Source organism: Sphingomonas soli NBRC 100801 (genome assembly GCF_001591025.1).
Lineage (GTDB): Bacteria > Pseudomonadota > Alphaproteobacteria > Sphingomonadales > Sphingomonadaceae > Sphingomonas > Sphingomonas soli.
Genome location: NZ_BCTZ01000009.1, coordinates 108,562 through 132,384 on the forward strand (window position 1 = coordinate 108,562; position 23,823 = coordinate 132,384).

A 23,823-nucleotide genomic window follows, 5' to 3' on the forward strand; every position below is an offset into this window, starting at 1 on the left:
ACCGGATCAGCCGGTCTTGACGGCCAATCCGGTCCATTCGGCGGCGAAGGCCCAGAGGTCCGCAGCTTCCTCGATGATCTTGTCGGTGGGCTTGCCCGAACCATGGCCCGCCCTCGTCTCGATACGGATCAGATGCGGCTTGTCGCCGATCGCCGCAGCCTGGATCGCGGCCGCATATTTGAAGCTGTGGCCGGGCACGACGCGATCATCCGTGTCGGCGGTGGTGACGAGGATCGCCGGATAGTCCGCGCCATCGCGCACATTGTGATAGGGCGAATAGGCGCGAAGATTGTGGAATTCCGCTTCCTCACCGGGCTTGCCATAATCGTCGACCCAGTAGCGGCCTGCGGTCCAGCGATCGAAGCGGAGCATGTCCATCACGCCCACAGCCGGTAGCGCGGCCGCGAACAAGTCCGGCCGCTGGTTGACCACGGCACCGACCAGCAAGCCGCCATTCGAGCCGCCCTGGATGGCGAGCCGGCCCTTGCCGGTGATGCCTTCCTTGATGAGATACTCGCCCGCCGCGATGAAATCGTCGAAGCTGTTCTGCTTGTTGGCGAGGCGGCCGCCATCGTGCCACGCCTTGCCATATTCGCCGCCGCCGCGAATGTTCGCCACGGCGAGCACCCCGCCCTGCTCCATCCATGCGATCCGCGACGATGCGAAAGCAGGCGTCAGCGAGATGCCGAAGCCGCCATAGGCATAAAGGAGCGTCGGCGCGGGACCATGCGTATCCTTGCGGCGAACCACGAACATGGGCACGCGCGTGCCGTCCTTCGACGCGTAGAAGCGCTGCTCGACGGTATATCCGGACGGATCGAACAGCAGCTTCGGCGCGGCCCAGGCGACGCTCTCGCCGGTCGCGACATTGTGGCGGTAGATCGTCGTCGGCTCGTTGAAGCTGGTAAATGCGAAGAAGGTTTCGGGATCGTCGGAATGCCCGCCAAAGCCGGACGCCGTGCCGATGCCGGGCAGCGCGACCGGCCCCAATGGCGTGCCGTCCAGCGCGAAGCGGCGGATCTCGGTGCGGGCATCGACCAGATAGGAGGCGAGCAGCGTGTGCCCGATGATCGCCGCGCCCTCCAGCGTGGCCTTGTCCTCGGGCACCAGTTCGTGCGCTTCGGGGTGCTCGCCGGTGGCCACGTCCATCGTCACGATCCGCATGCGCGGCGCGTGGCTGTTGGTGCTCCAATAGAAACGCGTGCCGACATTACCGGCAAGGCTCCAATGATGGTTGAGCCCGTGGATGATCGTCCGCGCGGGCCAGGCCGGCTCGCGCAGGTCGATCAGTGTGATCTGGTAGCGATCGTCGGTGCCTTCGCTGGTGGTGATCGCCAGCCAGTCCCCGTCATCGGTGATCTGGGCATAATGGCTGTGGCTCGGATGCGCGGGGGTCTCATAGACCAGCCCGTCGGCCGACTGTGGATTGCCGAGCCGGTGGAAATAGATCTTGTGGTTCTCGTTGAGCGCCTGAAACTTGTCCTCCTCGGCCACCTCCGGATAGCGCGAGTAGAAGAAGCCGCTGCCGTCCTTGTTCCAGACCGCCGATAGCGCGAACTTCATGCCATGGATCTCGTCGCCACTATCCTTGCCGGTCGCGACATCGAGCACCCGCGCGACGCGCCAGTCGCTGCCGCCATCCTGCACCGCGTAGAGCAGATGCGCCCCGTCTTCCGAGGGCGTCCATTCGGCAAGCGCCGTGGCGCCGTCGGCGGACCAGCCATTGGGATCGATCAGGACACGGCCGGCGCCATCGATCCCTTCGCGGACGAACAGCACTGCCTGCTGCTGGAGCCCCGAATTGTGCATGTAGAAATAGCGGCTGCCCTTCTTCTCGGGCAGGCCGAAGCGCTCATAGTCGAAGAGCTGCTTGATGCGGCTGCGGAACCAGTCGCGTGCCGGGAGCGTGGCGAGATAGGCGCTGGTGACGGCGTTCTGGCGCTCAACCCAATCGGCGACTTCGCTGTCGCTGCGGACGTCGTTTTCGAGCCAGCGATAGGGATCGGCAACGCTGGTTCCGAACAGTTCCTCCACAATCTCGTCGCGGCGGGTCTCGGGATAAGCGATCGGATCGGTCACGCGGGTGCTCCAGATACAGAAAAGGCCGGAGCCAAATGGCCCGGCCTATCCTGTTTCGCAACCCGAGAGGGGTTTTACGCGGCGTCGGCGTAGTCGTCGTCACCCAGCACCGGGCCCGAATCCTGGCCCTTTGCCGAAACGTCGCGGTCGACGAATTCGATGATCGCCATCGGCGATGCGTCCGAAGCGCGGATGCCGGCCTTGATGATACGGGTGTAGCCGCCGTTGCGATCGGCGTAGCGCTTGGCCAGCACGTCGAACAGCTTCACCAGCTGCGCATCGTCGAGAAGGCGCGAATGCGCGAGACGGCGGTTCGAAAGGCCACCCTTCTTGGCGAGCGTGATCAGCTTCTCGATATAGGGACGCAGTTCCTTCGCCTTGGCGACGGTGGTGGTGATCTGCTCGTGCTTGATGAGAGCTGCGCTCATGTTGCGGAACAGAGCAATGCGGTGAGCCGAGGTGCGCTGAAGCTTACGGCCGCCTACGCGATGGCGCATGGTATTTTCCTTCGTTCGTTAAGGGGCCGTTTCAGGTACCCCAGACCAGGCGATGTTGCGGTCACCGCCAAAAACCGAAGGCGGGCTACAACCCGATTCTCCCGGAAAAGTCAAGGCTGGCCCCTCCCACCACCAGCTTCAGACCGCAATTGCTCCGCCGTTGTCGCTATGCCATCACTCGCCGACAGCCGAGCGCCCCTCACGCATCGGGCGAGAAATTGACGGGGAGGATGAAGGTGGACGCGCCGCAAGCATCGGATTCGACGTATTTCGACATCAGGATCGATGGCACGGGATCAATGATCCGCTATGCGATGAAGGGCTTTTGGGACGCCGCTATCTACGCCCGCTTCCACCAGGCGATTCTGCGCGAGATGAGCAAATTTCATAGCCGCGGGGAACCGTTCGACCTGCTTGGCGACCTGACCGACTTTCCACCGCAGCTTCAAACACTCAACGACGCGCGCGAAAGGCTGGTCGAGGAGGCAAAGGCCATGGGACTGCGGAAATGCGGCGTAGTGACGCCCAATCCGATCGTGAAGATGCAGATCAGCCGCCTTTCAAACCAGTTCTACAAATTCTTCGGCTCGGAAGCCGAGGCACTGGCCTGGATCGCGGAAGACTGAGACGCAGCGCTTCGACCTGACACGGCACCGCTTCAATCCAATTCGTCCCAGCGCGCGAACGCTGCGGCCTGCCCATGCACCACACCGCCCGAATCGACGAGGTTCCACACCGTCGCCTCGCGGATTCGAAAGCGTCGTCCGCTGGCGGAGATACGCACCCCGGCATAGTCATCGATAAAGCCATGGCTGGTCACGCGGGCGAGCAGCTTTCGTCGCTCTTCGCGCAACAATGGCTCAGCGGATAGCCGCGACGGCATCCCTGAAAACGCGTCTGCGGACAGCTCGAACCGATCGAGCGCCACGCGGTTTCCGAAGAAGAAGAGAGGATCGGCCTGTGTGCCGTGCGCGACAATCGCGAATGGCGCATGCCAGAGCGCCTGGGGATCACCGGCCCCCGTGACAAGCGCCCGCCCCGTCAGCCGCAAATGGCTCTCGGCGATCAATGCGAGCGACGCACGCATCGCGGGCGTGGCAAACCGGGGTGGCAGCGGCGTGGTCATTTGAGGCTGGTAGCTTAGCGCCGCGCCAGCAAAAAGGGCCCCGCATTGCTGCGGAGCCCTTCCTGTTTCCTGCAGATCCCGCCGCGGCAAAGCCGCGTCGTCGGACGGGCCTAGCCCGCCGGCCGGGCAGATCGCCGAGACATGGATTAGCTCGCGCTAATCCATTGCGATCAGCCCATGATCTCCTGTTCGAGCTTCTTGGCCATCTCTTCGATGTTCTCGGGCGGCCAGCCCGGGATTTCCATGCCCAGACGGAGACCCATCGACGAAAGCACTTCCTTGATTTCGTTCAAGGACTTGCGACCGAAATTCGGGGTGCGCAGCATCTCCGCTTCGGTCTTCTGGACCAGATCGCCGATATAGATGATGTTGTCGTTCTTCAGGCAGTTCGCCGAACGCACCGACAGTTCAAGCTCGTCGACCTTCTTGAGAAGGTAACGGTTGATCTGCGCGGTATCGCCACCGGCTGCGCCACCCTCGGAAGCGGCAGGAGCCGCCATGCCGATCGGAGCCGAGCGGGTGACCGCCGAATCGTCGAAGTGGACGAACAGGGCAAGCTGATCCTGAAGGATGCGCGCCGCATAAGCGAGGCCATCTTCCGGAGTGATCGTGCCGTCAGTCTCGATCGTCAGCGTGAGCTTGTCGTAATCGAGCTCCTGGCCGACGCGGGTGTTTTCCACCTTGTACGAAACCTGGCGGACCGGGCTGTACAGCGCATCGACGGGGATCAGGCCGATCGGCGCGTCGACCGGACGGTTGGCAGCGGCCGGGACATAGCCCTTACCGGTATCGGCGGTCAGCTCCATGTTGAGCGTCGCGCCATCGTCCAGATGGCAGATGATCAGATCGGGGTTCATCACCTCGATGTCGCCCGAGACGGCGATGTCGCCAGCCTTCACTTCAGCGGGGCCGGTGGCCGAGAGCTGAAGCCGCTTCGGGCCTTCGCCCTGCATGCGGATGGCGATCTGCTTCACGTTCAGGACGATGTCCGTCACGTCTTCACGCACGCCGGCAAGCGACGAGAATTCGTGCAGCACGTTTTCGATCTTGATCGAAGTGACTGCCGCGCCCTGGAGCGACGACAGCAGAACGCGACGCAGCGCGTTGCCGAGCGTCAGGCCGAAGCCACGCTCGAGCGGCTCTGCGACGAAGCTGGTCTTGCGCTTGGGATCGCCGCTGGGCTTCTTTTCGAGGCCGTTCGGCTTCTTGAGTTCCTGCCAGTTCTTAGGGTTCACCGACACGGGCTTTCCTCATATTTGGGCGGGACTGGTGCTTGCCCCGCCAGTAAATTGCGTGCCCGGCCCGCGAACCCGCACCCGGGTTCGAGAGCCGAACAGAACAGCAAATCAGACGCGGCGACGCTTCGACGGACGAACGCCGTTGTGCGGGATCGGCGTCACGTCGCGGATCGACGTGATCTGGAAACCGACCGCCTGCAGCGCGCGGAGCGCCGACTCGCGGCCCGATCCCGGACCCTTCACTTCGACTTCGAGCGTACGGACGCCGTGCTCGGCAGCCTTGCGGCCTGCGTCTTCCGCCGCGACCTGCGCCGCATAGGGGGTCGACTTGCGCGAGCCCTTGAAGCCCATCATGCCGGCCGACGACCACGAGATCGCGTTGCCCTGGGCATCGGTGATCGTGATCATGGTGTTGTTGAAAGAAGCATTCACATGGGCGACGCCCGAGGTGATGTTCTTGCGCTCACGGCGCTTAATGCGCTGCGGTGCCTGTGCCATTTCTCAGCGCTCCCTTACTTCTTCTTGCCGGCGATCGGCTTGGCCTTGCCCTTGCGGGTGCGCGCATTGGTGTGCGTGCGCTGGCCACGGACCGGGAGGCCCTTGCGATGACGGAGGCCGCGATAGCAGGCCAGGTCCATCAGACGCTTGATGTTCATTGCGACTTCACGGCGAAGGTCGCCTTCGACGGAGTAGCCGGCGTCGATCGTCTCACGGATCTGAAGGACTTCCTGGTCCGACAGGTCCTGCACGCGACGCTCTGCGGCAATGCCGAGCTTTTCCGTGATTTCCTTGGCCTTTGCGGGGCCGATGCCGTGGATATATTGAAGCGCGATGATCACGCGCTTGTTGGTCGGGATATTGACACCCGCAATACGAGCCATGAATTATTCTCCCAGCTCCACGGAGTGCGGCATGGCTGCGTACACTCCATATCGTAGCGTTAGCCCGAAAATGCAGTTGCGCGGCATACGCGCCAAGACGCTGCCGTAAAACCGTTGTTCGGAAGAAGCGCGACATATGCAGCCGCGCAGGCGCTGTCAAGCGCTGCACGCCGCTTTCGTCGGAACCGGACCCATACACGAACGTCGGGCGCGCGCCAAGCGTCAGCCAGGGACGGCGTCCCGCCTTGGGGCGCTACCGCCGCGCCGCCCAGACGATGAAAGCGCTGCCCAGCAAAGCCGCGCCTACCATCCCGCCGACCGCCAATAATCCGGCGGGCGTTGCCTCCACTTCGCTGGCGACGGAGAAGCGATCACCGAACTGCAAGCGGGCGCCGGCCCGCTGAGGCACGGACAATGGCGGGGTAGCGGTTACGGCGGCAGTGGCGGCGGTGGACGAAACGACGCTGGTATTGCTCATCGGCTTTCCCCTGTGCTCCGTCGCGGATCGCAAGCCCCTATAGCCCGCGCGCCCCGATTTCCGAAGCTCGCTGCGTGACAGCGCTCAGGGTCCTCCTTCCAAGCGCAGGTCCGCAGACCTCCGCGCTCAGCCCTTGCCGGCCAGTATCGCTTCGATCGCTGCGGTCACTTCGTCCATGTCGGCCATGCCGTCGACACGGCTGACGATACCCCGCGCTTCGTAGATCGGCAGGATCGGCGCGGTCTTGGCGCGATATTCCTCCATCCGCGTGCGGACAGTGGCTTCGTTGTCGTCGGGTCGGCGCTTGAACTCATGGTTGCCGCACACGTCGCACGTATCGGCCTGCTTGGGCTGCTTGAACTTGTCGTGATAGTTCGCGCCGCAGCTCGCGCAGCTGAAGCGGCCGGTGATCCGCTCGACCAGCGCATCCTCATCAACCTGCAGCTCGATGACGTGCTGGAGCTCGCGACCATGCGCCGCGAGCAACTCGTCGAGCGATTCTGCCTGCGCCGCCGTGCGCGGATAGCCGTCGAAGATCGCGCCCTGCTCGTCGCCCATCGAGCCGAGCTTGTCGTCGATCAGCGCCGAGACGATCTCGTCCGAGACGAGAGCGCCCGAGTCCATCACCGCCGCAACCTGATGCCCCAGCGGGGTATCGGCCTTGCGAGCGGCACGGAGCATGTCGCCCGTGGAAAGCTGGACCATGCCGCGACCGGCGACAAGCCGCTCCGCCTGGGTTCCCTTGCCCGCACCCGGCGGTCCCAACAGGATGATATTCACTCGAGCTCTCTCCCGTGTGCTCGCCGCGCCTAGCGCGAACGGCCCTTGAGCTTGGCCTTCTTGATCAGGTCACCATATTGGTGCGCCAGCAAGTGCGACTGGATCTGCGTGACCGTGTCCATCGTCACGTTCACGACGATCAGCAGGCTGGTCCCGCCCATCAGGAACGTCACGCCCATCGACGCGATCAGATATTCGGGCAGCAGACAGATCAAGGTGAGATAGGCCGCGCCGATCACCGTGATGCGGGTGAGGACGTAATCGAAATAGGTCTCGGTGTTCTTGCCCGGCCGGATGCCCGGGATGAACCCGCCATACTTCTTCAGATTGTCCGCCGTCTCCTCGGGGTTGAAGACCACCGCGGTGTAGAAGAACGAGAAGAAGATGATGCCGGCGCCATAGAGCGTCATGTAGAGCGGCGAGCCGTGGCGCAGATAGGTGTTGAGGTTGATGATGAAATCACCCCATGCGCTCTCGCCCGCGGTCATGTTGCCGGCAAACTGCGTGATCGTCAGCGGCAGCAGCAGCAGCGACGAAGCGAAGATCGGAGGGATCACGCCCGCGGTGTTGAGCTTGAGCGGCAGGTGGCTGCGCTCCGCCTGCACCCCGCGCGCCGTCTGGCGCTTGGGATACTGGATCAGGATGCGGCGCTGGGCGCGCTCCATGAAGCAGATGAACAGCACCAGCGCGGCGACGCCCAGGATGATCAGGATCAGACGCAGCGGATCGATCGTGCCCTGACGGCCGCTCTCGAACAGCTGGACCATCGTCTGCGGCAGACGCGCGACGATCCCGGCCATGATGATGAGGCTGATGCCGTTGCCGATGCCGCGGCTGGTGATCTGCTCACCGATCCACATCAGGAACAGCGTCCCGCCGACCAGCGAGATGACCGCGCCGATGCGGAACATCATGCCAGGCTCGATCACAGCCTGCAGGCCCTGCGCGGCGCCGAAGCTCTCAAGCCCGACGGCGATGAACCAGCCCTGGATCGCAGTGAGCGCGACCGTGCCGTAGCGGGTATACTGGTTCAGCCGCTTGCGGCCGCTCTCGCCTTCTTTCTTGATCGCGTTGAGCTGCGGCGACAGCGACGTCGCAAGCTGCACCACGATCGAGGCGGTGATGTAGGGCATAACGCCCAGGGCGACCACGGAAGCGCGATTGAGCGCGCCACCGGTGAAATTGTTGAAGAAATCCAGGACGCCGCCCTGGGTCTGTTGCGTCAGCAGATCGAGCTGCGTCGCATCGATGCCCGGCAGCGGCACATAGCTCAGCATGCGGAAGATGATCAGTGCGCCCAGGGTGAACCACAGGCGCTTCTTGAGCTCGGTCGCCTGAGCGAATTTGCTCAGGCTGATGTTGGATGCGAGTGCATCAGATGCGGATGCCATGTGCGTGTTCGTCCTGGAAACTGAAACGGCGGCAGACGCTGATTAACGCCCCCCGCCGCTCATATAGGTAAGCCAACGAGCTTGTCTAACCCGTCGAGCCCCTTTTCGTCATCCCGGCCTGAGCCGGGATCTCGTGCCACAGGCGGCGCGCTAGCGGCCTGAGACCCCGGCTTTCGCCGGGGTGACGGTTATGCGTTGCCGCCCGCCTTCTTCGCGGCGATGACCTTCTGCACCGAGCGATGCTTGGCCTTGTGCTTGTCAGCAGCCGGAACGATCTCGGGGATCGTCACCGAACCGCCAGCCTTTTCCACCGCTTCCTTCGCGGTCTTGGACGCACCGGCGACGGTGAAGTTCAGCTTGGCCGAGAATTCGCCCTTGGCGAGGAGGCGCACGCCGTCCTTGCCGCCACGGGTCAGGCCGGCAGCGTTGAGCGCCGCCTGGTCGATGGTCGCTTTGGCGTCCAGCTTGCCGGCATCCACCGCCTTCTGGATCGCGCCCAGGTTCACCTCGGCATAATCCTTGGCGAAGATGTTGTTGAAGCCGCGCTTCGGGATTCGCATGTGGAGCGGCATCTGGCCGCCCTCGAACCCGTTGATCGAGACGCCTTCACGGCTCTTCTGGCCCTTTACGCCGCGACCACCGGTCTTGCCCTTGCCCGAACCGATGCCGCGTCCGACGCGCATCCGGGACTTACGCGAACCTTCATTGTCGCGGAGATCGTTCAGTTTCATGTCGTGCACTCGCTTTCGCTTTTATCGCGCTGAGAAAATAGGAAGGGGGCCATTAGCCCCCTCCCCTGTGTCTGTCACCTGAAAAGGAGTCGGAGGGCTTAGCCCTCGAGCACCTTCACCATGTGCGGCAGCTTGCGGATCATGCCACGGACTTCCGGGGTATCCTCCAGCTCGCTGACGCGGTGCATCTTGTTGAGGCCAAGGCCGATCAGCGTTGCGCGCTGATCCTTGGTGCGGCGGATCGGCGAACCGATCTGCTGGATCTTGATCTTTGCCATGATGCCTTACTCCGCGATCGCTGCGGCATCGGCCTCGGCGGTTGCGGAACCGCCACGGCCGAGCAGGTCGGCGATCTTCTTGCCGCGCCGCTGAGCGACCGACTTCGGCGAAGTCTGCTCGTTCAGCGCCTCAAAGGTGGCGCGGATCATGTTGTAGGGGTTCGACGTGCCGACCGACTTGGTGACGACGTCTGCAACGCCCAGCGATTCGAAGATGGCGCGCATCGGGCCACCCGCGATGATGCCGGTGCCGGCCGGAGCCGAGCGAACCGTCACGCGGCCAGCGCCGAAGTGACCGTTGCCATCATGATGCAGGGTACGGCCTTCCTTGAGCGGAATGCGAACCATTGCCTTCTTCGCCGAAGCGGTCGCCTTCGAAATGGCTTCCGGCACTTCGCGCGCCTTGCCATGGCCGAAGCCGACACGGCCCTTGCCATCGCCCACGACGACCAACGCCGCGAAGCCGAAGCGCTTGCCGCCCTTCACCGTCTTCGAGACGCGGTTGATGTGAACCAGCTTCTCGATCAGCTCTTCGCCGCCATCGTCCTGACCAGGACCACCGCGCCCGCGATTGTCGCGGCCGCCACGGCCGTCACGGCCGCCACGGTTCTGACCACCGCCAGGCCCACGGCCACGGCCGCCACGCGGACCACGGCCCTCGGTCGGAGCCTGACCGGCGTCCTGCGCCTCGACCGGCGCTTCGGTCGTGTTGATTTCGTCGGCCATTCTTAGAACTCCAGTCCGCTCTCACGAGCGGCATCGGCCAGCGCCTTGACGCGGCCATGATAGAGGAAGCCACCGCGGTCGAAGACGACCTGCGTCACGCCGGCGGCCTTGGCGGCCTCGGCAACGCGCTTGCCCACTTCCTGCGCCGCAGCGACGGTCGAGCCCGCAGTGCCCTTGACGCTCTTGTCGAGCGTCGAGGCGGAGGCGACAGTCTTGCCGGCGGCATCGTCGATCACCTGAGCATAGATATGCTTGCCCGAGCGATGAACCGAAAGACGAGGACGGCCACCCGAACGCGCGCGAAGCGCGGTGCGGTTGCGGCGGCGACGCTTTTCGAAAAGCGAAAGACCCTTGCTGATCACTTCTTCTTCCCTTCCTTACGGAAGATAAATTCGCCGTCATACTTGATGCCCTTGCCCTTATAGGGCTCGGGCTTGCGCCAACGACGAATTTCTGCGGCCACCTGGCCGACCTTCTGCTTGTCGATGCCCGAGATCTCGACCGTGGTCTGATCCGGCGTCTTGATCTCGATCCCCTCGGGGATGTCGAAATTGACGTCATGCGAATAGCCGAGCTGCAGCTTGAGCACCTTGCCCTGCGACGCGGCGCGATAGCCGACGCCGGTGATCAGGAGCTTCTTGGTGAAGCCCTCGGTCACGCCGGTGATCAGGTTCTGCACCATCGTGCGCTGCATGCCCCAAAAGGCACGCGCCGACTTGCTCTCGTTCGCCGGCTGCACCGAAATGCCGCCATCGTCGAGCGTGTAGGTGATCTCGTCGCGCATCGCGAGCGTCAGGGTGCCCTTCGGGCCCTTCACGCTGAGGGTCTTGCCCTCGATCGAGGCGGTGACGCCTGCCGGTACCGAGACCGGCTTCTTGCCGATGCGGCTCATATCAGAAGACCTCCGCGAGCACTTCGCCGCCGACATTCTGCTCGCGCGCTTCCGCGTCCGAGAGAACACCGCGAGGCGTCGAGACGATCGTGATGCCGAGGCCGTTGCGAACGCGGGGAAGCTCCTGGCTGCCCGAATAGACGCGGCGGCCCGGCTTCGAGACACGTGCGACATGCTTGATCGCAGGCTGGCCCTCGAAATATTTCAGCTCGATACGGATGCCCGCGGCGGGGCCCATCTGCTCTTCGCTATAGCCACGGATGTAGCCTTCGCGCTGGAGCACATCGAGAACGCGCGCACGCAGCTTCGACGCAGGCGTAAGGACCGAGTCCTTGCGCGCGCGCTGGCCGTTGCGGATGCGGGTGAGCATATCACCCAGGGGATCGGTCAATGCCATCGATCTCTATCCTTACCAGCTCGACTTGGTGACACCGGGGATCAGGCCCTTATTGGCCAGATCGCGGAGCATCACGCGAGCGAGACGGAACTTGCGGTAATAGGCGCGCGGACGGCCGGTCATCTCGCAGCGATTGCGGATGCGGGTCGGATTCCCGTTGCGGGGAATCTCGGCCATCTTCAGCCGCGCGATCAGGCGCTCGGTCTCGTCGACCGACTTGTCATTCGCGGTTGCCTTGAGCTTCGCATACTTGCCGGCATACTTCTTCACCAGCTTCTTGCGCTTCTCGTTCTTATTGATCGAACTCAGTTTCGCCATGGACTTAAGCTCTCTTCGTTATGCGGCTTGCGCTTCGCCGTCCGCCTCGAGCGGGAACGGGAAGCCAAAGAGACGGAGAAGCTCGCGAGCTTCGTCGTCGGTCTTCGCAGTGGTGGTGACGATCACGTCCATACCGCGGATCTGATCGACCTTGTCGTAGCTGATTTCCGGGAAGATCAGCTGCTCCTTCAGACCGCAGGCATAGTTGCCACGGCCGTCGAAAGACTTGGGGTTCAGCCCGCGGAAATCGCGAACGCGCGGCAGCGCGATCGTGACGAAGCGGTCGAGGAACTCGTACATGCGCTCGCGGCGAAGGGTAACCTTCACGCCGATCGGCATGCCCTCGCGCAGCTTGAACTGCGCGATCGACTTCTTCGCCTTGGTGATCACCGGCTTCTGGCCCGCGATCAGCTGCATTTCAGAAGCGGCCTGCTCGACCTTCTTCTTGTCCTGCGTCGCCTCGCCAACGCCCATGTTCAGCACGATCTTGTCGATCTGCGGAACTTCCATGACGTTCTTGTAGCCGAACTTCGCAGTCATCGCCTTGGCGATCTCCGCGTCGTACTTCGCCTTCAGGCGGGGGATATACTTATCAGCCACTGATGACCTCCCCGGTCTTGACCGCAACGCGAACCTTCTTGCCGTCGCGAGTTTCGAAACGAACGCGGGTCGCCTTGCCGTCCTTGGTCACGTGCGCGACCTTGGAGACGTGGAGCGGCGCTTCCGAACGCTCGAGGCCGCCCTGCGGGTTTGCCTGCGAAGCCTTGCGGTGACGCACGGCGACGTTCACGCCGGCGACGACAACCTTGCCTTCCTTCGGCAGCGACTGGGTGACTTCACCGGTACGGCCCTTGTCCTTGCCGGACAGGACGATGACCTGGTCACCCTTCTTGATCTTGGCGGACGCCATTTTACAGCACCTCCGGCGCAAGGCTGATGATCTTCATGAAGCCCTTGTTGCGCAGCTCACGAACGACCGGTCCAAAGATACGGGTGCCGATCGGCTCCTCGTTCTTGTTGACCAGCACGGCGGCATTGCCGTCGAAACGAATGACCGAGCCATCGGCGCGGCGAATGTCCTTGGCGGTGCGGACGATGACTGCACGATGCACGTCACCCTTCTTCACCTTGCCGCGGGGCTGTGCTTCCTTGATGCTGACGACGATAACGTCGCCAACACCGGCCACGCGGCGCTTCGAGCCGCCCAGCACCTTGATGCACTGCACCCGCTTCGCGCCGCTATTATCAGCGACGTCGAGATTGGACTGCATCTGGATCATCGATCCGATTCCTTCTCTCTTGGCCTACCGGGACCATCCGGCCCGGGGGTTCCAGTTACACTCAGCCCTCGCGGGCCGGGGTTGCTTCAGGCGTTGTCGAGCCGCTCGGGCGTCGCGTGGGTGTTCACCCGCTCGATCACCTTCCAGGTCTTCAGCTTCGAAATCGGCGCAGTCTCTTCGATGCGCACGGTCTCGCCGGCCTTGTACTCATTGCCCTCGTCATGGGCGTGATACTTCTTCGAGCGGCGGATGATCTTGCCGTAGAGCGCGTGCTTCACCTTGCGCTCCACCAGCACCACAACCGTCTTGTCGCCCTTGTCCGAGACAATGTTCCCGGTCAGCACGCGCTTCGGCATGTCTCTTGTCCTTACTTGGCAGCCGAGCGCGAACGCTCGTTCTGCAGCGTCTTGATGCGGGCGATGTCGCGACGGACTTCCTTGACCCGGCTCGACTTCTCGAGCTGGCTGGTCGCGGCCTGGAAGCGGAGGTTGAACGCCTCACGCTTCAGGTTGCTCAGCTCCTCGCTGAGCTGGTCCTCGGTCTTCGCACGAAGATCGGTAGCCTTGGTCATCTTACAGAACTCCCAGGTGCGACGTGTCGCCGAGGCGAGCCACGACCTTCACCTTGATCGGCAGCTTCATCGCCGCGCGGCTGAACGCCTCTGCCGCGAGCGGGCCCGGAACGCCGTCCAGCTCGAATAGGATGCGGCCGGGCTTGACGCGGGCTGCCCAATATTCAGGCGCACCCTTGCCCGAGCCCATGCGGACTTCGGCCGGCTTGCCGGTCACGGGAAGATCCGGGAAAATGCGGATCCACAAACGGCCCTGGCGCTTGATGTGACGCGTGATCGCCCGGCGGGCCGCTTCGATCTGGCGCGCGGTGATCCGCTCGGGCTCCAGCGCCTTCAGGCCATAGGAGCCGAAGTTCAGCGTGGTGCCGCCCTTGGCGTCGCCATGGATACGGCCCTTGAACTGCTTGCGGTGCGCAAACTTCTTCGGTTGCAACATTGCTCTGTCCTAGCCTTAGCGACGGTCTTCGCGCTGCGGGCGGACGCCCGAAGTCTGCGATTCCATGTTGAGACGGTCGGTCGCCATCGGATCATGGCCGAGAATCTCGCCCTTGAAGATCCAGACCTTCACGCCGCACACGCCATAAGCGGTGTGGGCTTCGGCCTCGGCGTGGTCGATGTTCGCGCGCAGCGTGTGCAGCGGAACGCGGCCTTCACGATACCATTCCGAACGGGCGATCTCGGCGCCGCCCAGACGACCGCCGCAGTTGATCCGGATGCCTTCTGCACCGAGACGCATCGCCGACTGCACCGCGCGCTTCATGGCGCGACGGAAAGCGATACGGCGCTCGAGCTGGTCGGCAATGCCCTGCGCGACGAGCTTGGCGTCGACTTCGGGCTTGCGGATCTCGACGATGTTCAGCGAAACGTCGGACGAGGTCATCTCGCCAAGCGTCTTGCGAAGCTTCTCGATGTCCGTGCCCTTCTTGCCGATGATGACACCGGGGCGCGCCGCGTAGATCGAGATGCGGCACAGCTTGGCCGGACGCTCGATCACCACCTTCGAGATCGCGGCCTGGGGCAGCGTCTTGAGGATGTACTTGCGGATCTTGAGGTCCTCGATGAGGAGGCGGCCGTAATCGGCGCCCTCTGCGAACCAGCGGCTATCCCAAGTACGGTTGATCTGCAGGCGCAGGCCGATCGGATTGCTCTTGTGACCCATTATGCTTCTTCCTGCTCGCGGACGACGATGCGAAGACGGCTGAACGGCTTCAGGATGCGGGTGGACTTGCCACGGCCGCGCGTCGCGAAGCGCTTCATCGTGATCGACTTGCCGACCGAAGCCTCGGCGACGACGAGCGCGTCGACGTCGAGGTTATGGTTGTTCTCCGCATTGGCGATCGCCGAAGCGAGAACCTTGCGCGCGTCCACGGCCATCGCCTTGGTCGAGAACTGGAGGATGTTCATCGCATCGCCAGCCTTCTTGCCACGGATCAGGCCCGCGACGAGGTTCAGCTTCTGCGCCGAGCCGCGGATCTGCGTGCCGACCGAGAGAGCCTCGTTATCGGCGACGCGACGGGGTGCTTTTGGCTTAGACATTAACGCTTGCCCTTCTTGTCGGCTGCGTGGCCGGGGAAGAAGCGGGTCGGAGCGAACTCGCCCAGCTTCATGCCCACCATGTCCTCGTTCACCGACACCGGCACGAACTTGCGGCCGTTATAGACGTTGAAGGTAAGACCGACGAAGTCGGGCAGGATCGTCGAACGGCGCGACCAGGTCTTGATCGGCGCACGCGCGTTGGTTTCCTGGGCGGTCTGCGCCTTCTTGAGCAGATGCAGGTCCACGAACGGACCCTTCCATACCGAGCGAGCCATTACTTCTTCCTCGCGTGACGGCTACGGATGATCATCTTGTCCGTCGCCTTGTTGTGGCGGGTGCGCGCACCCTTGGTCGGCTTGCCCCACGGGGTTACCGGATGACGGCCGCCCGAGGTACGGCCTTCACCACCGCCGTGCGGATGGTCGACCGGGTTCTTGGCAACACCGCGGGTCAGCGGGCGGACGCCCTTCCAGCGATTGCGGCCAGCCTTGCCGAGGTTGGTGTTCTGGTTGTCCGGGTTGGACACCGCACCGACCGTCGCCATGCAGTTCGAGTGGATGTAGCGCTGCTCACCCGAGTTCAGGCGAACGATCACCATGCCGCGGTCACGACCCACGACCTGCACATAGGTGCCTGCCGAACGCGCGATCTGACCGCCCTTGCCCGGCTTCATCTCCACATTGTGGACGATCGTGCCGACCGGCATCGAGCCCAGTTCCATGGCGTTGCCCGGCTTCACGTCGGTCTTCTTCGCCGCGATCACCTTGTCGCCGACAGCGAGACGCTGCGGCGCGATGATGTAGGCGACGCGGTCCTTGCCGTTCTCGTCGGCGCCGTAGTTGATCAGCGCGATGAAAGCGGTGCGGTTGGGATCATATTCGATCCGCTCGACGGTGCCTTCGACGTCCCACAGGCGGCGCTTGAAATCGACGATGCGATAGCGCTGCTTGTGACCGCCGGCGATGCCGCGCGAGGTCACGTGACCCTTGTTGTTGCGGCCACCGGTCTTGCGCTTGCCTTCGGTCAGAGCCTTGACCGGGCGACCCTTGTACAGGGTCGAGCGGTCGATCAGGATCAGCCCGCGCTGCGACGGCGTCGTCGGGTTATAATTCTTGAGTGCCATGATTTAGTTGACCCCCGCGGTCACATCGATCTGGTCGCCGTCGGCGAGCGTCACGATTGCCTTCTTGATGTCCGACCGGGTGTAGGGCTTGCCCTTCCACTTCTTGGTCTTGCCCTTCTGGACGATCGTGTTGACGCCGGTGACCTTGACCGAGAACAGCGCCTCGACGGCAGCCTTGATCTCGGGCTTGGTGGCGTCGCCAGCGACCCGGAACACAACCGCGTTGTGCTCCGAAACCATGGTCGACTTCTCGGTGATGTGCGGCGCGACAATCACGTCATAATGACGGTTGTCGATCGCGGCTGCCTGCTTCTTAGCCATTGAAGCGCGCCTCCAGCTTTTCGACGGCAGCGCGGGTGAGAACCAGCGTGTCGTGCTTCAGGATGTCATAGACGTTGGCGCCAATGGCCGGCAGCACGTTGACCGTGTGCAGGTTGCCGGCGGCCAGAGCGAAGCTGGTCTCGACCGCATCGCCGTCGATGACGAGCGTCTTGCCGAACTTCAGGTTCTCGAGGTTGCCAGCCAGCGTCTTGGTCTTGTTGTTCTCGATCGCGATGCTGTCCATGACGACCAGCGAGCCGGCCTTTGCATGGGTGCTCAGCGCCATCTTGAGGCCAAGCGCGCGGATCTTCTTGTTCAGCGACGGATTGAAGTCGCGAACGCGAGCGCCGTGCGCCTTACCACCGCCGATGAACACCGGTGCGCGGCGATCGCCGTGACGAGCCGTACCGCCGCCCTTCTGGCGACCGAACTTCTTGCCCGTACGCGCGACATCAGCGCGCTCACGCGTCCCACGGGCAGTGCCGCGGCGCTTCTCGAGCTGCCAGGTGACGACGCGGTGCAGGATGTCCGCGCGCGGCTCGACGGCGAAGATCGCATCGTTGAGCTCGAGCTCGGCGCCCTTGGCCGCCTTGCCGTCGAGGGTTTGAACCTTGACCTTCACGTTCAGCCCTCCTGGCCTTCGGTCGCCTCGGGAGCCGCGGTCACTTCGGCCGGGGTCTCCGCGGGGGCGGTGTCGTTGTTGTTGGCGGCGGCCTTCAGGCCAGCCGGGAACGGCGCATCGGCGTGACGGTCGACCTTCACGCTGTCCTTGACGAACAGCCAGCCGCCCTTCGAGCCAGGGACCGAGCCCTTGACGAAGATCAGGCCGCGCTCGACGTCGGTGCCGACGATTTCGAGGTTCTGCTGGGTGCGGAACTTGTCACCCATGTGGCCGGCCATCTTCTTGTTCTTGAAGACCTTGCCCGGATCCTGGCGCTGCCCGGTCGAACCGAGCGAGCGGTGCGAGACCGAAACGCCGTGGGTGGCGCGCAGACCGCCGAAGCCCCAACGCTTCATGCCGCCGGCGAAGCCCTTACCCTGGGTCTTGCCCTGGATGTCGACGAACTGGCCGGCAACATAGTGCGCAGCCGAAATCTCGGCGCCCACTTCGAGAAGGCCGTCAGCGTCGACGCGGAATTCATGGACGATCGCCTTGGGCTCGACTTCGGCCTTGCCGAAATGGCCACGCTGCGGCTTCGCAACGTTCTTGCTCTTCGCCGAACCGGCGCCGAGCTGGACGGCGGTGTAGCCGTCACGATCTTGTTCGCGGATGGAGACAACCTGGACGCCTTCGAGGGCCAGGACCGTTACCGGCACGTGGCGGCCGTCGTCCTGGAACAGGCGGGTCATCCCCAATTTCTTCGCGATCACGCCAGTGCGCATGATCCTATGCTCCTATACAGAGGCACCCCAGGGACCATTCCCTCGGGTGCGTGCCTCAGCCCAAATATGATGCGAGCCCCCGTCTGGGCTGAATTGCTTCCGAAGAAACAAGACGGGAGACGCAGTCCCAGAGGCCGAAGCCGCTGGCGGTATCTCGATCTGTGTGAGCCGATGGCTCTTTGGCCTTTTCCGTCACCCCGGCGAGTGCCGGGATCTCCTCGTGCCAGGCATCGCCTGGAGGCCAGAGGTCCCGGCTTGAACCGGGACGACGAGCAGGTCGAATCCGACCGAATCTCGTGTGGACGCGCGCCTTTACGTCAGCAGCGCTTCCCTGTCCAGCCCTCAGGCCAGCTTAATCTCGACATCGACGCCAGCGGCGAGATCGAGCTTCATCAGCGCGTCCACCGTCTGCGGAGTCGGCTGCACGATGTCGAGCATGCGCTTGTAGGTGCGCGTCTCAAATTGCTCGCGGCTCTTCTTGTCGATGTGGGGACCACGGTTGACCGTGAACTTGTCGATATGCGTCGGGAGGGGGATCGGACCACGGATCAGGGCGCCGGTGCGGCGCGCGGTGTCGGCGATGTCGCCGGCAGCCTGGTCGAGCACTCGATGATCGAACGCCTTCAGGCGAATGCGGATATTCTGCGTTTCCATGGTTTTCCTGCCGATGCGAAAGAGCGGGCCCCGTAGCCGGAGCTCTTGCTGTTGAAATCTAAAAACTGAACGCGGGCCACTACGCGCAAGGCTGGGAATAATCAACCCCGACGATCGGGAATTTTTCGGCGCTTCAGTGCGACCAGCAATGGCCGGTCGGCTCATTCAGCTCCGGCAGGATCCGCAGCCTGCGCTTGCCCCAATAGCTGATATCGATCGAGAACCGCACCGGGGCTCCCGCGCGGGTGTATATCTCCTGGTCCCCGGCAAATTCGTTATGGGCGGTGCGACACAGCGACCAGCCTTGCGCCTTGAGCCGCGTGCCAACCTCCTGGACGGTGTCCTGGTCATCGCTGTCCCACAAAGTCAGCTGATAGAAGCCGCCCCGCCCGTCCGCACCGTACATATCGACGGCGGCAGTGTAGGGGCCGAGCCCCATCAGCATCACGCCGTCCTTGCGGCAGCGCAGCCTGTTGCGAGTCGCTGAGGTGCAATGGGTCAGGCCGGCGCGCATCGCATCGGCGCGGTCGCCCTGTACCGGCAGCGTGCCCAGCCACAGCCCTCGCGGCGGCGGGAAGATCGGCTCGTGCCCGGCAATCAGCACCCCGGCGACGATGGCGAGCGTGCACGCCGTCAGCGCCGTTGCCCTGCGGCTGATCATGCAAATCTGCGCGACCAGCGTGTCATCATCGCCAGAAGCGCCAGTTCGATCGCCAGTCCGGTCAGCTGGATGAGCACCGGCTCGGTACAAGCGAAGACCAGGCCGGTGAACACCGCCAGGGTCGCGGTGATCGCGGCGTTCGCCCGAGCCGCGACCGCCACCCGCGCCCAGTCCCGCTCCAGCATATCCCATGCGAGCCGGAGATGCCCGATGCCAAGGAACACGATCAGCACCGCGAGCGATGGCAGCGCCGCACGATTTGCCTCGTGCAGGAATACCCCGGCATCGGCATTGCCCTTGGGCAGGCTCATCGCCTGCGCCTGCATCAGATAGGTATAGGGGAAGTCGAACAGCACTCCGAAGATCAACACGCTGGCGATCGGCAGCATCACGCCCAGCGCCAGCGCATAGCTCCACAGGGCGAAGCGCCCCGATTCGTGATGGGGCAGCTCGCGCAGGGCGCCCCACAGACATCCGGCGGCAAAGCGCAGCGGATGCCCGTCACGCCACGCCGCGTCGAACTCTGCCTCCATCCCCGCCCCCCATTCGTAGCGATGCTCGCCCAGGCAGCGGATCGCCATCGCCATCAGGGCGCGAGACAGGAGCAGGATCATGCCAACGCCGCCTTTGCGCCGGGAAGCGGGTCAGCCGCGGCAAGCGCCAGCGCCAGTTCCAGCCCCTTCGCGGTAAGGCGATAAGCGTGGCGGGCGGGCCGCCCCGGCTGCGACGGCTCGCGCCATTCCGCCTCAACCAGGCCGTTGTCGGTCATCCGCATCAGCAACGGGTAAAGCGTACCGGACTGAAGGCCGGTTTCCTTCATCAGATCATATCCGTGCCGCCATTGCCGGGCCCGGGCGGACAGCGCGACGAGCAATAGCCGCATCTGTTTCGAAGGCTGACGATCGCGTGCCATCGCGCGGTTTACAACATATGTAGATTTAAGAGTCAAACCGCCCGCGCAGACGCCACAAACGAAAAGCCCGGCCTCCCTTTCGGGAGGCCGGGCCTTCGTGTCTCAACCCGTTAGGGCGTGTGACTTACTTCGAGATCTCTGCAACGACGCCTGCACCAACGGTGCGGCCGCCTTCGCGGATCGTGAAGCGCTGGCCGACGTCCATGGCGATCGGTGCGATCAGCTTCACGCCGAGAGCGACTTCGTCGCCCGGCATGACCATCTCGGTGCCTTCCGGCAGCTCGATCGTGCCGGTCACGTCCGTGGTACGGAAGTAGAACTGCGGACGATAGTTCGCGAAGAACGGGGTGTGACGGCCGCCTTCGTCCTTCGACAGAACGTAGACCGACGACTTGAAGTCGGTGTGCGGCTTGATCGAACCCGGCTTGGCGAGAACCTGGCCACGCTCGACTTCGTCACGGCCAACGCCGCGGATCAGCGCGCCGATGTTGTCGCCGGCTTCACCCTGGTCGAGCAGCTTGCGGAACATTTCAACGCCGGTGACGGTGGTCTTGCGGACAGCTTCCTGGATGCCGACGATCTCGACTTCCTCGCCAACCTTCACAACGCCGGTCTCGACGCGGCCGGTGACGACCGTGCCGCGGCCCGAGATCGAGAACACGTCTTCGATCGGCATCATGAACGGCTTGTCGAGCGGACGCTCCGGCTGCGGGATCGACTCGTCGACTGCTGCCATGAGAGCCAGGATCGCATCCTTGCCGAGCTTGTCGTCCGAGCCCGAGAGAGCTGCGGTCGCCGAGCCACGGATGATCGGAATGTTGTCGCCGTCGAACTCGCGCTTGCTGAGCTCTTCACGGATTTCCATTTCGACCAGCTCGAGGATTTCCTCGTCGTCGACCAGGTCGACCTTGTTGAGGAAGACGACCATCGTCGGCACGCCGACCTGGCGAGCGAGCAGGATGTGCTCCTTGGTCTGCGGCATCGGGCCGTCGGTTGCGGCAACCACGAGGATCGCGCCGTCCATCTGGGCGGCACCGGTGATCATGTTCTTCACATAGTCGGCGTGGCCCGGGCAATCGACGTGCGCATAGTGGCGCTTGTCGGTCTCATACTCGACGTGTGCGGTCGAGATGGTGATGCCGCGCTCGCGCTCTTCCGGAGCCTTGTCGATGTTGGCGAAGTCGACGGCAGCGTTGCCGGCAACGTTCTCTGCCAGGATCTTGGTGATCGCGGCGGTCAGCGAGGTCTTGCCATGATCGACGTGACCGATGGTGCCGATGTTGAGGTGCGGCTTGTTCCGCTCAAATTTTGCCTTGGCCATTGGTTTCCTACCTTCTGAATTCAATTTCGCGGCCGGTCAGGGCGCCACGCGAACGCGGCCCCTTAGCGACCTATTTCCTCTAGCGCCAGCCCTTAGGCCAGCTTCGCCTTCACTTCGTCTGCAACGTTCTGCGGCACTTCGTCATAGTGCGAGAACTCCATCGAGTAGCTCGCGCGACCCTGGGTGAACGAGCGCAGCTGGTTCACATAGCCGAACATGTTCGCCAGCGGGACCATCGCGGCCACCGCCTGCGCGTTGCCGCGCGTGTCGGTGCCCTGGATCTGGCCACGGCGGCTGTTCAGATCGCCGATGACGTCGCCCAGATATTCTTCCGGAGTGACGACTTCGACCTTCATCACCGGCTCGAGCAGCGTGATGCCCGACTTCTGCGCCGCTTCGCGCATTGCGCCGCGTGCAGTGATTTCGAATGCCAGCGCCGACGAGTCGACGTCATGGTACGCACCGTCATAGAGCAGGATCTCGAAGTCGATGATCGGGAAGCCCACGAGCGAGCCGGTCGCCGCGGTCTCGCGGAAGCCCTTCTCGATCGCCGGGATATATTCCTTGGGAATATTACCGCCCTTGATCTCGTCCTTGAAGATGATGCCCGCACCGCGCTCGCCCGGCGTCAGCTTCACCTTGATGCGGCCGAACTGGCCCGTGCCGCCCGACTGCTTCTTGTGGGTGAAGTCGATGTCGACCGGCTTCTTGAGGTATTCGCGATACGCCACCTGCGGCGCGCCGACATTCGCCTCGACCTTGAACTCGCGCTTCATGCGATCGACGAGAATGTCGAGGTGAAGCTCGCCCATGCCCTTGATGATCGTCTGGCCCGATTCGTGATCGGTCGAAACGCGGAACGAGGGATCCTCGGCGGCCAGGCGGTTGAGCGCGATGCCCATCTTTTCCTGGTCGGCCTTGGTCTTCGGCTCCACCGACAGCTCGATCACCGGCTCCGGGAACTCCATGCGCTCCAGGATGATCGGGGCCTTTTCGGCGCACAACGTGTCACCCGTCGTGGTTTCCTTCAGACCCGCGAGCGCCACGATGTCACCGGCATAGGCGACGTCGATGTCTTCACGGCTGTTCGCATGCATCAGCAGCATGCGGCCGATCTTTTCCTTCTTGTCCTTCACCGAGTTCAGGTAGCTGCCCTTGGTGAGCGTGCCCGAATAGATGCGCGCGAAGGTGAGCGAGCCGACGAACGGATCGTTCATGATCTTGAATGCGAGCATCGAAAGCGGCGCCTCGTCCGAGGTTGCACGCGTGTCGGGCTCGTCATTCGCCGGGTTGATGCCCTGGACGTCCGGAATGTCGAGCGGCGAAGGCAGATAGTCGACGACTGCGTCGAGCAGCGCCTGCACGCCCTTGTTCTTGAACGACGAGCCGCACAGCACCGGCACGAACGACTGGTTGAGCGTGCCCTTGCGGATCAGCGCCTTCAGCGTCGCAACGTCAGGAAGATTGCCTTCCAGATAGGCTTCCATCACCTCGTCGTCCTGCTCGACGGCGAGCTCGATGAGCTTCTCGCGATACTCGGCAGCCTTGTCCTTCATGTCCTCGGGGATTTCGACATATTCGAATTCCGCGCCGAGATTTTCGGACTTCCAGATGATTCCGCGCTCGTTGACCAGATCGACCAGGCCGACAAAGTCCGATTCCGCGCCGATCGGGAGATACAGCACGGCCGGCTTCGCGCCCAGGCGATCGATGATCGTCTGCACGCAGTAATAGAAGTTGGCGCCGGTGCGATCGAGCTTGTTGATGTAGCACATGCGCGGAACCTTGTACTTGTCCGCCTGACGCCACACGGTTTCCGACTGCGGCTCAACGCCGGCAACGCCGTCGAACGCGGTGATCGCGCCGTCGAGCACGCGCAGCGAACGTTCCACCTCGATGGTGAAGTCGACGTGGCCGGGCGTGTCGATGATGTTCAGGCGATGCTCGGGGCCCTTGCCCTCTTCCGCCTTCCACAAGCAGGTGGTGGCAGCAGACGTGATCGTGATCCCGCGCTCCTGCTCCTGCTCCATCCAGTCCATCGTCGCAGTGCCTTCATGCACTTCGCCGATCTTGTAGGACTTGCCGGTGTAGTAGAGGATACGCTCGGTCGTCGTCGTCTTGCCGGCGTCGATGTGCGCCATGATGCCGAAATTGCGATAGCGCTCGAGCGGATGGCTGCGGGCCATGATCGTGGTTCCTTAAAGGGTTTGGGGAGCCAGCGAACCGGCTCCCCATAATGTAAGTACGA

36 protein-coding genes are annotated in these 23,823 nt (G+C 63.5%); 1 reads left to right on the plus strand and 35 read right to left on the minus strand.

Annotation, left to right across the window (positions count from 1 at the left end; translation table 11 throughout):
• Window positions 1–6 precede the first annotated feature (6 nt).
• Window positions 7–2,079, minus strand: coding sequence for a prolyl oligopeptidase family serine peptidase (locus SSO01S_RS06600; RefSeq protein ID WP_245646632.1), 2,073 nt, complete (start codon window positions 2,077–2,079; stop codon window positions 7–9).
• A gap of 74 nt (window positions 2,080–2,153) precedes the next feature.
• Window positions 2,154–2,576: a 50S ribosomal protein L17 gene (rplQ, locus tag SSO01S_RS06605; protein WP_066797048.1), complete on the minus strand. Its 423-nt coding sequence runs from the start codon at window positions 2,574–2,576 to the stop codon at window positions 2,154–2,156.
• Between the two features lie 236 nt (window positions 2,577–2,812).
• Here rplQ and SSO01S_RS06610 point away from each other — a divergent pair, with 236 nt between their 5' ends.
• Window positions 2,813–3,202 (plus strand): hypothetical protein, encoded by a 390-nt coding sequence (locus SSO01S_RS06610; protein ID WP_157073674.1) that lies wholly within the window; start codon window positions 2,813–2,815, stop codon window positions 3,200–3,202.
• Window positions 3,203–3,234: 32 nt separating this feature from the next.
• Here SSO01S_RS06610 and SSO01S_RS06615 read toward each other — a convergent pair whose 3' ends face one another.
• From SSO01S_RS06615 to fusA, 33 genes are all read right to left on the minus strand, one after another.
• Window positions 3,235–3,702: an MEKHLA domain-containing protein gene (locus SSO01S_RS06615; RefSeq protein ID WP_066797055.1), complete on the minus strand. Its 468-nt coding sequence runs from the start codon at window positions 3,700–3,702 to the stop codon at window positions 3,235–3,237.
• 170 nt (window positions 3,703–3,872) lie between these two features.
• Complete coding sequence (locus SSO01S_RS06620; protein ID WP_066797057.1) at window positions 3,873–4,943, minus strand: DNA-directed RNA polymerase subunit alpha; 1,071 nt, start codon at window positions 4,941–4,943, stop codon at window positions 3,873–3,875.
• A 105-nt stretch (window positions 4,944–5,048) separates the two neighbouring features.
• Window positions 5,049–5,438 carry a 30S ribosomal protein S11 gene (gene rpsK / locus SSO01S_RS06625; protein ID WP_066797059.1) on the minus strand — a complete coding sequence of 130 codons (390 nt, stop codon included), beginning with the start codon at window positions 5,436–5,438 and terminating at the stop codon, window positions 5,049–5,051.
• Window positions 5,439–5,452: 14 nt separating this feature from the next.
• Window positions 5,453–5,821, minus strand: a complete 369-nt coding sequence (gene rpsM, locus SSO01S_RS06630; RefSeq protein WP_066797061.1) for a 30S ribosomal protein S13 — start codon at window positions 5,819–5,821, stop codon at window positions 5,453–5,455.
• 253 nt (window positions 5,822–6,074) lie between these two features.
• Window positions 6,075–6,299, minus strand: a complete 225-nt coding sequence (locus tag SSO01S_RS06635) for a hypothetical protein (protein ID WP_066797064.1) — start codon at window positions 6,297–6,299, stop codon at window positions 6,075–6,077.
• Between the two features lie 126 nt (window positions 6,300–6,425).
• Window positions 6,426–7,079 carry an adenylate kinase gene (locus SSO01S_RS06640; RefSeq protein WP_066797068.1) on the minus strand — a complete coding sequence of 218 codons (654 nt, stop codon included), beginning with the start codon at window positions 7,077–7,079 and terminating at the stop codon, window positions 6,426–6,428.
• Window positions 7,080–7,108: 29 nt separating this feature from the next.
• Entirely contained in the window at window positions 7,109–8,470 is a 1,362-nt protein-coding gene (gene secY, locus SSO01S_RS06645) for a preprotein translocase subunit SecY (protein WP_066797071.1), read from the minus strand.
• 188 nt (window positions 8,471–8,658) lie between these two features.
• Window positions 8,659–9,201: a 50S ribosomal protein L15 gene (rplO, locus tag SSO01S_RS06650; RefSeq protein WP_066797074.1), complete on the minus strand. Its 543-nt coding sequence runs from the start codon at window positions 9,199–9,201 to the stop codon at window positions 8,659–8,661.
• 98 nt (window positions 9,202–9,299) lie between these two features.
• On the minus strand, window positions 9,300–9,479 hold the full coding sequence (gene rpmD, locus SSO01S_RS06655) for a 50S ribosomal protein L30 (RefSeq protein WP_066797076.1): 180 nt from the start codon (window positions 9,477–9,479) through the stop codon (window positions 9,300–9,302).
• A 6-nt stretch (window positions 9,480–9,485) separates the two neighbouring features.
• Window positions 9,486–10,205, minus strand: a complete 720-nt coding sequence (rpsE, locus tag SSO01S_RS06660) for a 30S ribosomal protein S5 (protein WP_083942889.1) — start codon at window positions 10,203–10,205, stop codon at window positions 9,486–9,488.
• A 2-nt stretch (window positions 10,206–10,207) separates the two neighbouring features.
• A complete protein-coding gene (gene rplR, locus SSO01S_RS06665) occupies window positions 10,208–10,564 on the minus strand; it encodes a 50S ribosomal protein L18 (protein WP_066797716.1) in 357 nt (118 codons plus the stop codon).
• Complete coding sequence (gene rplF, locus SSO01S_RS06670) at window positions 10,564–11,097, minus strand: 50S ribosomal protein L6 (RefSeq protein WP_066797079.1); 534 nt, start codon at window positions 11,095–11,097, stop codon at window positions 10,564–10,566. The genes rplR and rplF overlap by 1 nt, the downstream gene beginning before the upstream one ends.
• 1 nt (window position 11,098) lies before the next feature.
• Window positions 11,099–11,494 (minus strand): 30S ribosomal protein S8, encoded by a 396-nt coding sequence (gene rpsH, locus SSO01S_RS06675; protein ID WP_066797082.1) that lies wholly within the window; start codon window positions 11,492–11,494, stop codon window positions 11,099–11,101.
• A gap of 12 nt (window positions 11,495–11,506) precedes the next feature.
• The gene (gene rpsN / locus SSO01S_RS06680) at window positions 11,507–11,812 is read right to left on the minus strand and encodes a 30S ribosomal protein S14 (protein WP_066797084.1); all 306 of its coding nucleotides are present in this window, start codon (window positions 11,810–11,812) and stop codon (window positions 11,507–11,509) included.
• Between the two features lie 18 nt (window positions 11,813–11,830).
• Window positions 11,831–12,412, minus strand: a complete 582-nt coding sequence (gene rplE, locus SSO01S_RS06685) for a 50S ribosomal protein L5 (RefSeq protein ID WP_083942890.1) — start codon at window positions 12,410–12,412, stop codon at window positions 11,831–11,833.
• Window positions 12,405–12,722: a 50S ribosomal protein L24 gene (gene rplX, locus SSO01S_RS06690; protein ID WP_066797088.1), complete on the minus strand. Its 318-nt coding sequence runs from the start codon at window positions 12,720–12,722 to the stop codon at window positions 12,405–12,407. The genes rplE and rplX overlap by 8 nt, the downstream gene beginning before the upstream one ends.
• A 1-nt stretch (window position 12,723) precedes the next feature.
• Entirely contained in the window at window positions 12,724–13,092 is a 369-nt protein-coding gene (rplN, locus tag SSO01S_RS06695) for a 50S ribosomal protein L14 (RefSeq protein ID WP_066797091.1), read from the minus strand.
• Between the two features lie 86 nt (window positions 13,093–13,178).
• Entirely contained in the window at window positions 13,179–13,448 is a 270-nt protein-coding gene (gene rpsQ, locus SSO01S_RS06700; protein WP_066797094.1) for a 30S ribosomal protein S17, read from the minus strand.
• 11 nt (window positions 13,449–13,459) lie between these two features.
• A complete protein-coding gene (gene rpmC, locus SSO01S_RS06705; protein WP_066797096.1) occupies window positions 13,460–13,663 on the minus strand; it encodes a 50S ribosomal protein L29 in 204 nt (67 codons plus the stop codon).
• A 1-nt stretch (window position 13,664) separates the two neighbouring features.
• Window positions 13,665–14,099: a 50S ribosomal protein L16 gene (rplP, locus tag SSO01S_RS06710; RefSeq protein WP_066797098.1), complete on the minus strand. Its 435-nt coding sequence runs from the start codon at window positions 14,097–14,099 to the stop codon at window positions 13,665–13,667.
• 15 nt (window positions 14,100–14,114) lie between these two features.
• Window positions 14,115–14,822 carry a 30S ribosomal protein S3 gene (gene rpsC / locus SSO01S_RS06715; RefSeq protein WP_066797100.1) on the minus strand — a complete coding sequence of 236 codons (708 nt, stop codon included), beginning with the start codon at window positions 14,820–14,822 and terminating at the stop codon, window positions 14,115–14,117.
• The gene (rplV, locus tag SSO01S_RS06720) at window positions 14,822–15,199 is read right to left on the minus strand and encodes a 50S ribosomal protein L22 (RefSeq protein WP_066797103.1); all 378 of its coding nucleotides are present in this window, start codon (window positions 15,197–15,199) and stop codon (window positions 14,822–14,824) included. Before rplV ends, rpsC begins: the two co-directional genes overlap by 1 nt.
• Complete coding sequence (gene rpsS, locus SSO01S_RS06725; protein WP_066797106.1) at window positions 15,199–15,474, minus strand: 30S ribosomal protein S19; 276 nt, start codon at window positions 15,472–15,474, stop codon at window positions 15,199–15,201. The genes rplV and rpsS overlap by 1 nt, the downstream gene beginning before the upstream one ends.
• Window positions 15,474–16,322 (minus strand): 50S ribosomal protein L2, encoded by an 849-nt coding sequence (rplB, locus tag SSO01S_RS06730; RefSeq protein WP_066797109.1) that lies wholly within the window; start codon window positions 16,320–16,322, stop codon window positions 15,474–15,476. The genes rpsS and rplB overlap by 1 nt, the downstream gene beginning before the upstream one ends.
• A gap of 3 nt (window positions 16,323–16,325) precedes the next feature.
• Window positions 16,326–16,643 carry a 50S ribosomal protein L23 gene (locus SSO01S_RS06735; RefSeq protein WP_066797112.1) on the minus strand — a complete coding sequence of 106 codons (318 nt, stop codon included), beginning with the start codon at window positions 16,641–16,643 and terminating at the stop codon, window positions 16,326–16,328.
• A complete protein-coding gene (gene rplD / locus SSO01S_RS06740) occupies window positions 16,636–17,265 on the minus strand; it encodes a 50S ribosomal protein L4 (protein ID WP_066797115.1) in 630 nt (209 codons plus the stop codon). The genes SSO01S_RS06735 and rplD overlap by 8 nt, the downstream gene beginning before the upstream one ends.
• Window positions 17,266–17,267: 2 nt before the next feature.
• On the minus strand, window positions 17,268–18,026 hold the full coding sequence (gene rplC, locus SSO01S_RS06745) for a 50S ribosomal protein L3 (protein ID WP_066797123.1): 759 nt from the start codon (window positions 18,024–18,026) through the stop codon (window positions 17,268–17,270).
• A 342-nt stretch (window positions 18,027–18,368) separates the two neighbouring features.
• Entirely contained in the window at window positions 18,369–18,680 is a 312-nt protein-coding gene (rpsJ, locus tag SSO01S_RS06750; RefSeq protein WP_010545719.1) for a 30S ribosomal protein S10, read from the minus strand.
• A 133-nt stretch (window positions 18,681–18,813) separates the two neighbouring features.
• The gene (locus SSO01S_RS06755; RefSeq protein WP_066797125.1) at window positions 18,814–19,341 is read right to left on the minus strand and encodes a hypothetical protein; all 528 of its coding nucleotides are present in this window, start codon (window positions 19,339–19,341) and stop codon (window positions 18,814–18,816) included.
• Entirely contained in the window at window positions 19,338–19,955 is a 618-nt protein-coding gene (locus SSO01S_RS06760; protein ID WP_066797128.1) for a hypothetical protein, read from the minus strand. The genes SSO01S_RS06755 and SSO01S_RS06760 overlap by 4 nt, the downstream gene beginning before the upstream one ends.
• On the minus strand, window positions 19,952–20,254 hold the full coding sequence (locus SSO01S_RS06765; protein WP_066797131.1) for a PadR family transcriptional regulator: 303 nt from the start codon (window positions 20,252–20,254) through the stop codon (window positions 19,952–19,954). The genes SSO01S_RS06760 and SSO01S_RS06765 overlap by 4 nt, the downstream gene beginning before the upstream one ends.
• Before the next feature lie 124 nt (window positions 20,255–20,378).
• Window positions 20,379–21,575, minus strand: a complete 1,197-nt coding sequence (gene tuf, locus SSO01S_RS06770) for an elongation factor Tu (RefSeq protein WP_066797134.1) — start codon at window positions 21,573–21,575, stop codon at window positions 20,379–20,381.
• A gap of 92 nt (window positions 21,576–21,667) precedes the next feature.
• A complete protein-coding gene (gene fusA / locus SSO01S_RS06775; protein ID WP_066797136.1) occupies window positions 21,668–23,761 on the minus strand; it encodes an elongation factor G in 2,094 nt (697 codons plus the stop codon).
• Between the last annotated feature and the right edge of the window lie 62 nt (window positions 23,762–23,823).

What these genes read in the sequence shown, in the direction of transcription:
- rplQ (WP_066797048.1), bottom strand. Translation starts at nt 2,576, where the DNA reads ATGCGCCATCGCGTAGGCGGCCGTAAGCTTCAGCGCACCTCGGCTCAC.
- SSO01S_RS06615 (WP_066797055.1), bottom strand. Translation starts at nt 3,702, where the DNA reads ATGACCACGCCGCTGCCACCCCGGTTTGCCACGCCCGCGATGCGTGCG.
- rpsK (WP_066797059.1), bottom strand. Translation starts at nt 5,438, where the DNA reads ATGGCACAGGCACCGCAGCGCATTAAGCGCCGTGAGCGCAAGAACATC.
- rpsM (WP_066797061.1), bottom strand. Translation starts at nt 5,821, where the DNA reads ATGGCTCGTATTGCGGGTGTCAATATCCCGACCAACAAGCGCGTGATC.
- SSO01S_RS06635 (WP_066797064.1), bottom strand. Translation starts at nt 6,299, where the DNA reads ATGAGCAATACCAGCGTCGTTTCGTCCACCGCCGCCACTGCCGCCGTA.
- secY (WP_066797071.1), bottom strand. Translation starts at nt 8,470, where the DNA reads ATGGCATCCGCATCTGATGCACTCGCATCCAACATCAGCCTGAGCAAA.
- rplO (WP_066797074.1), bottom strand. Translation starts at nt 9,201, where the DNA reads ATGAAACTGAACGATCTCCGCGACAATGAAGGTTCGCGTAAGTCCCGG.
- rpmD (WP_066797076.1), bottom strand. Translation starts at nt 9,479, where the DNA reads ATGGCAAAGATCAAGATCCAGCAGATCGGTTCGCCGATCCGCCGCACC.
- rpsE (WP_083942889.1), bottom strand. Translation starts at nt 10,205, where the DNA reads ATGGCCGACGAAATCAACACGACCGAAGCGCCGGTCGAGGCGCAGGAC.
- rplF (WP_066797079.1), bottom strand. Translation starts at nt 11,097, where the DNA reads ATGAGCCGCATCGGCAAGAAGCCGGTCTCGGTACCGGCAGGCGTCACC.
- rpsH (WP_066797082.1), bottom strand. Translation starts at nt 11,494, where the DNA reads ATGGCATTGACCGATCCCCTGGGTGATATGCTCACCCGCATCCGCAAC.
- rpsN (WP_066797084.1), bottom strand. Translation starts at nt 11,812, where the DNA reads ATGGCGAAACTGAGTTCGATCAATAAGAACGAGAAGCGCAAGAAGCTG.
- rplX (WP_066797088.1), bottom strand. Translation starts at nt 12,722, where the DNA reads ATGGCGTCCGCCAAGATCAAGAAGGGTGACCAGGTCATCGTCCTGTCC.
- rplN (WP_066797091.1), bottom strand. Translation starts at nt 13,092, where the DNA reads ATGATCCAGATGCAGTCCAATCTCGACGTCGCTGATAATAGCGGCGCG.
- rpsQ (WP_066797094.1), bottom strand. Translation starts at nt 13,448, where the DNA reads ATGCCGAAGCGCGTGCTGACCGGGAACATTGTCTCGGACAAGGGCGAC.
- rpmC (WP_066797096.1), bottom strand. Translation starts at nt 13,663, where the DNA reads ATGACCAAGGCTACCGATCTTCGTGCGAAGACCGAGGACCAGCTCAGC.
- rplP (WP_066797098.1), bottom strand. Translation starts at nt 14,099, where the DNA reads ATGTTGCAACCGAAGAAGTTTGCGCACCGCAAGCAGTTCAAGGGCCGT.
- rpsC (WP_066797100.1), bottom strand. Translation starts at nt 14,822, where the DNA reads ATGGGTCACAAGAGCAATCCGATCGGCCTGCGCCTGCAGATCAACCGT.
- rplV (WP_066797103.1), bottom strand. Translation starts at nt 15,199, where the DNA reads ATGTCTAAGCCAAAAGCACCCCGTCGCGTCGCCGATAACGAGGCTCTC.
- rpsS (WP_066797106.1), bottom strand. Translation starts at nt 15,474, where the DNA reads ATGGCTCGCTCGGTATGGAAGGGTCCGTTCGTGGACCTGCATCTGCTC.
- rplB (WP_066797109.1), bottom strand. Translation starts at nt 16,322, where the DNA reads ATGGCACTCAAGAATTATAACCCGACGACGCCGTCGCAGCGCGGGCTG.
- SSO01S_RS06735 (WP_066797112.1), bottom strand. Translation starts at nt 16,643, where the DNA reads ATGGCTAAGAAGCAGGCAGCCGCGATCGACAACCGTCATTATGACGTG.
- rplC (WP_066797123.1), bottom strand. Translation starts at nt 18,026, where the DNA reads ATGCGCACTGGCGTGATCGCGAAGAAATTGGGGATGACCCGCCTGTTC.
- rpsJ (WP_010545719.1), bottom strand. Translation starts at nt 18,680, where the DNA reads ATGGAAACGCAGAATATCCGCATTCGCCTGAAGGCGTTCGATCATCGA.
- SSO01S_RS06755 (WP_066797125.1), bottom strand. Translation starts at nt 19,341, where the DNA reads ATGATCAGCCGCAGGGCAACGGCGCTGACGGCGTGCACGCTCGCCATC.
- SSO01S_RS06760 (WP_066797128.1), bottom strand. Translation starts at nt 19,955, where the DNA reads ATGATCCTGCTCCTGTCTCGCGCCCTGATGGCGATGGCGATCCGCTGC.
- SSO01S_RS06765 (WP_066797131.1), bottom strand. Translation starts at nt 20,254, where the DNA reads ATGGCACGCGATCGTCAGCCTTCGAAACAGATGCGGCTATTGCTCGTC.
- tuf (WP_066797134.1), bottom strand. Translation starts at nt 21,575, where the DNA reads ATGGCCAAGGCAAAATTTGAGCGGAACAAGCCGCACCTCAACATCGGC.
- fusA (WP_066797136.1), bottom strand. Translation starts at nt 23,761, where the DNA reads ATGGCCCGCAGCCATCCGCTCGAGCGCTATCGCAATTTCGGCATCATG.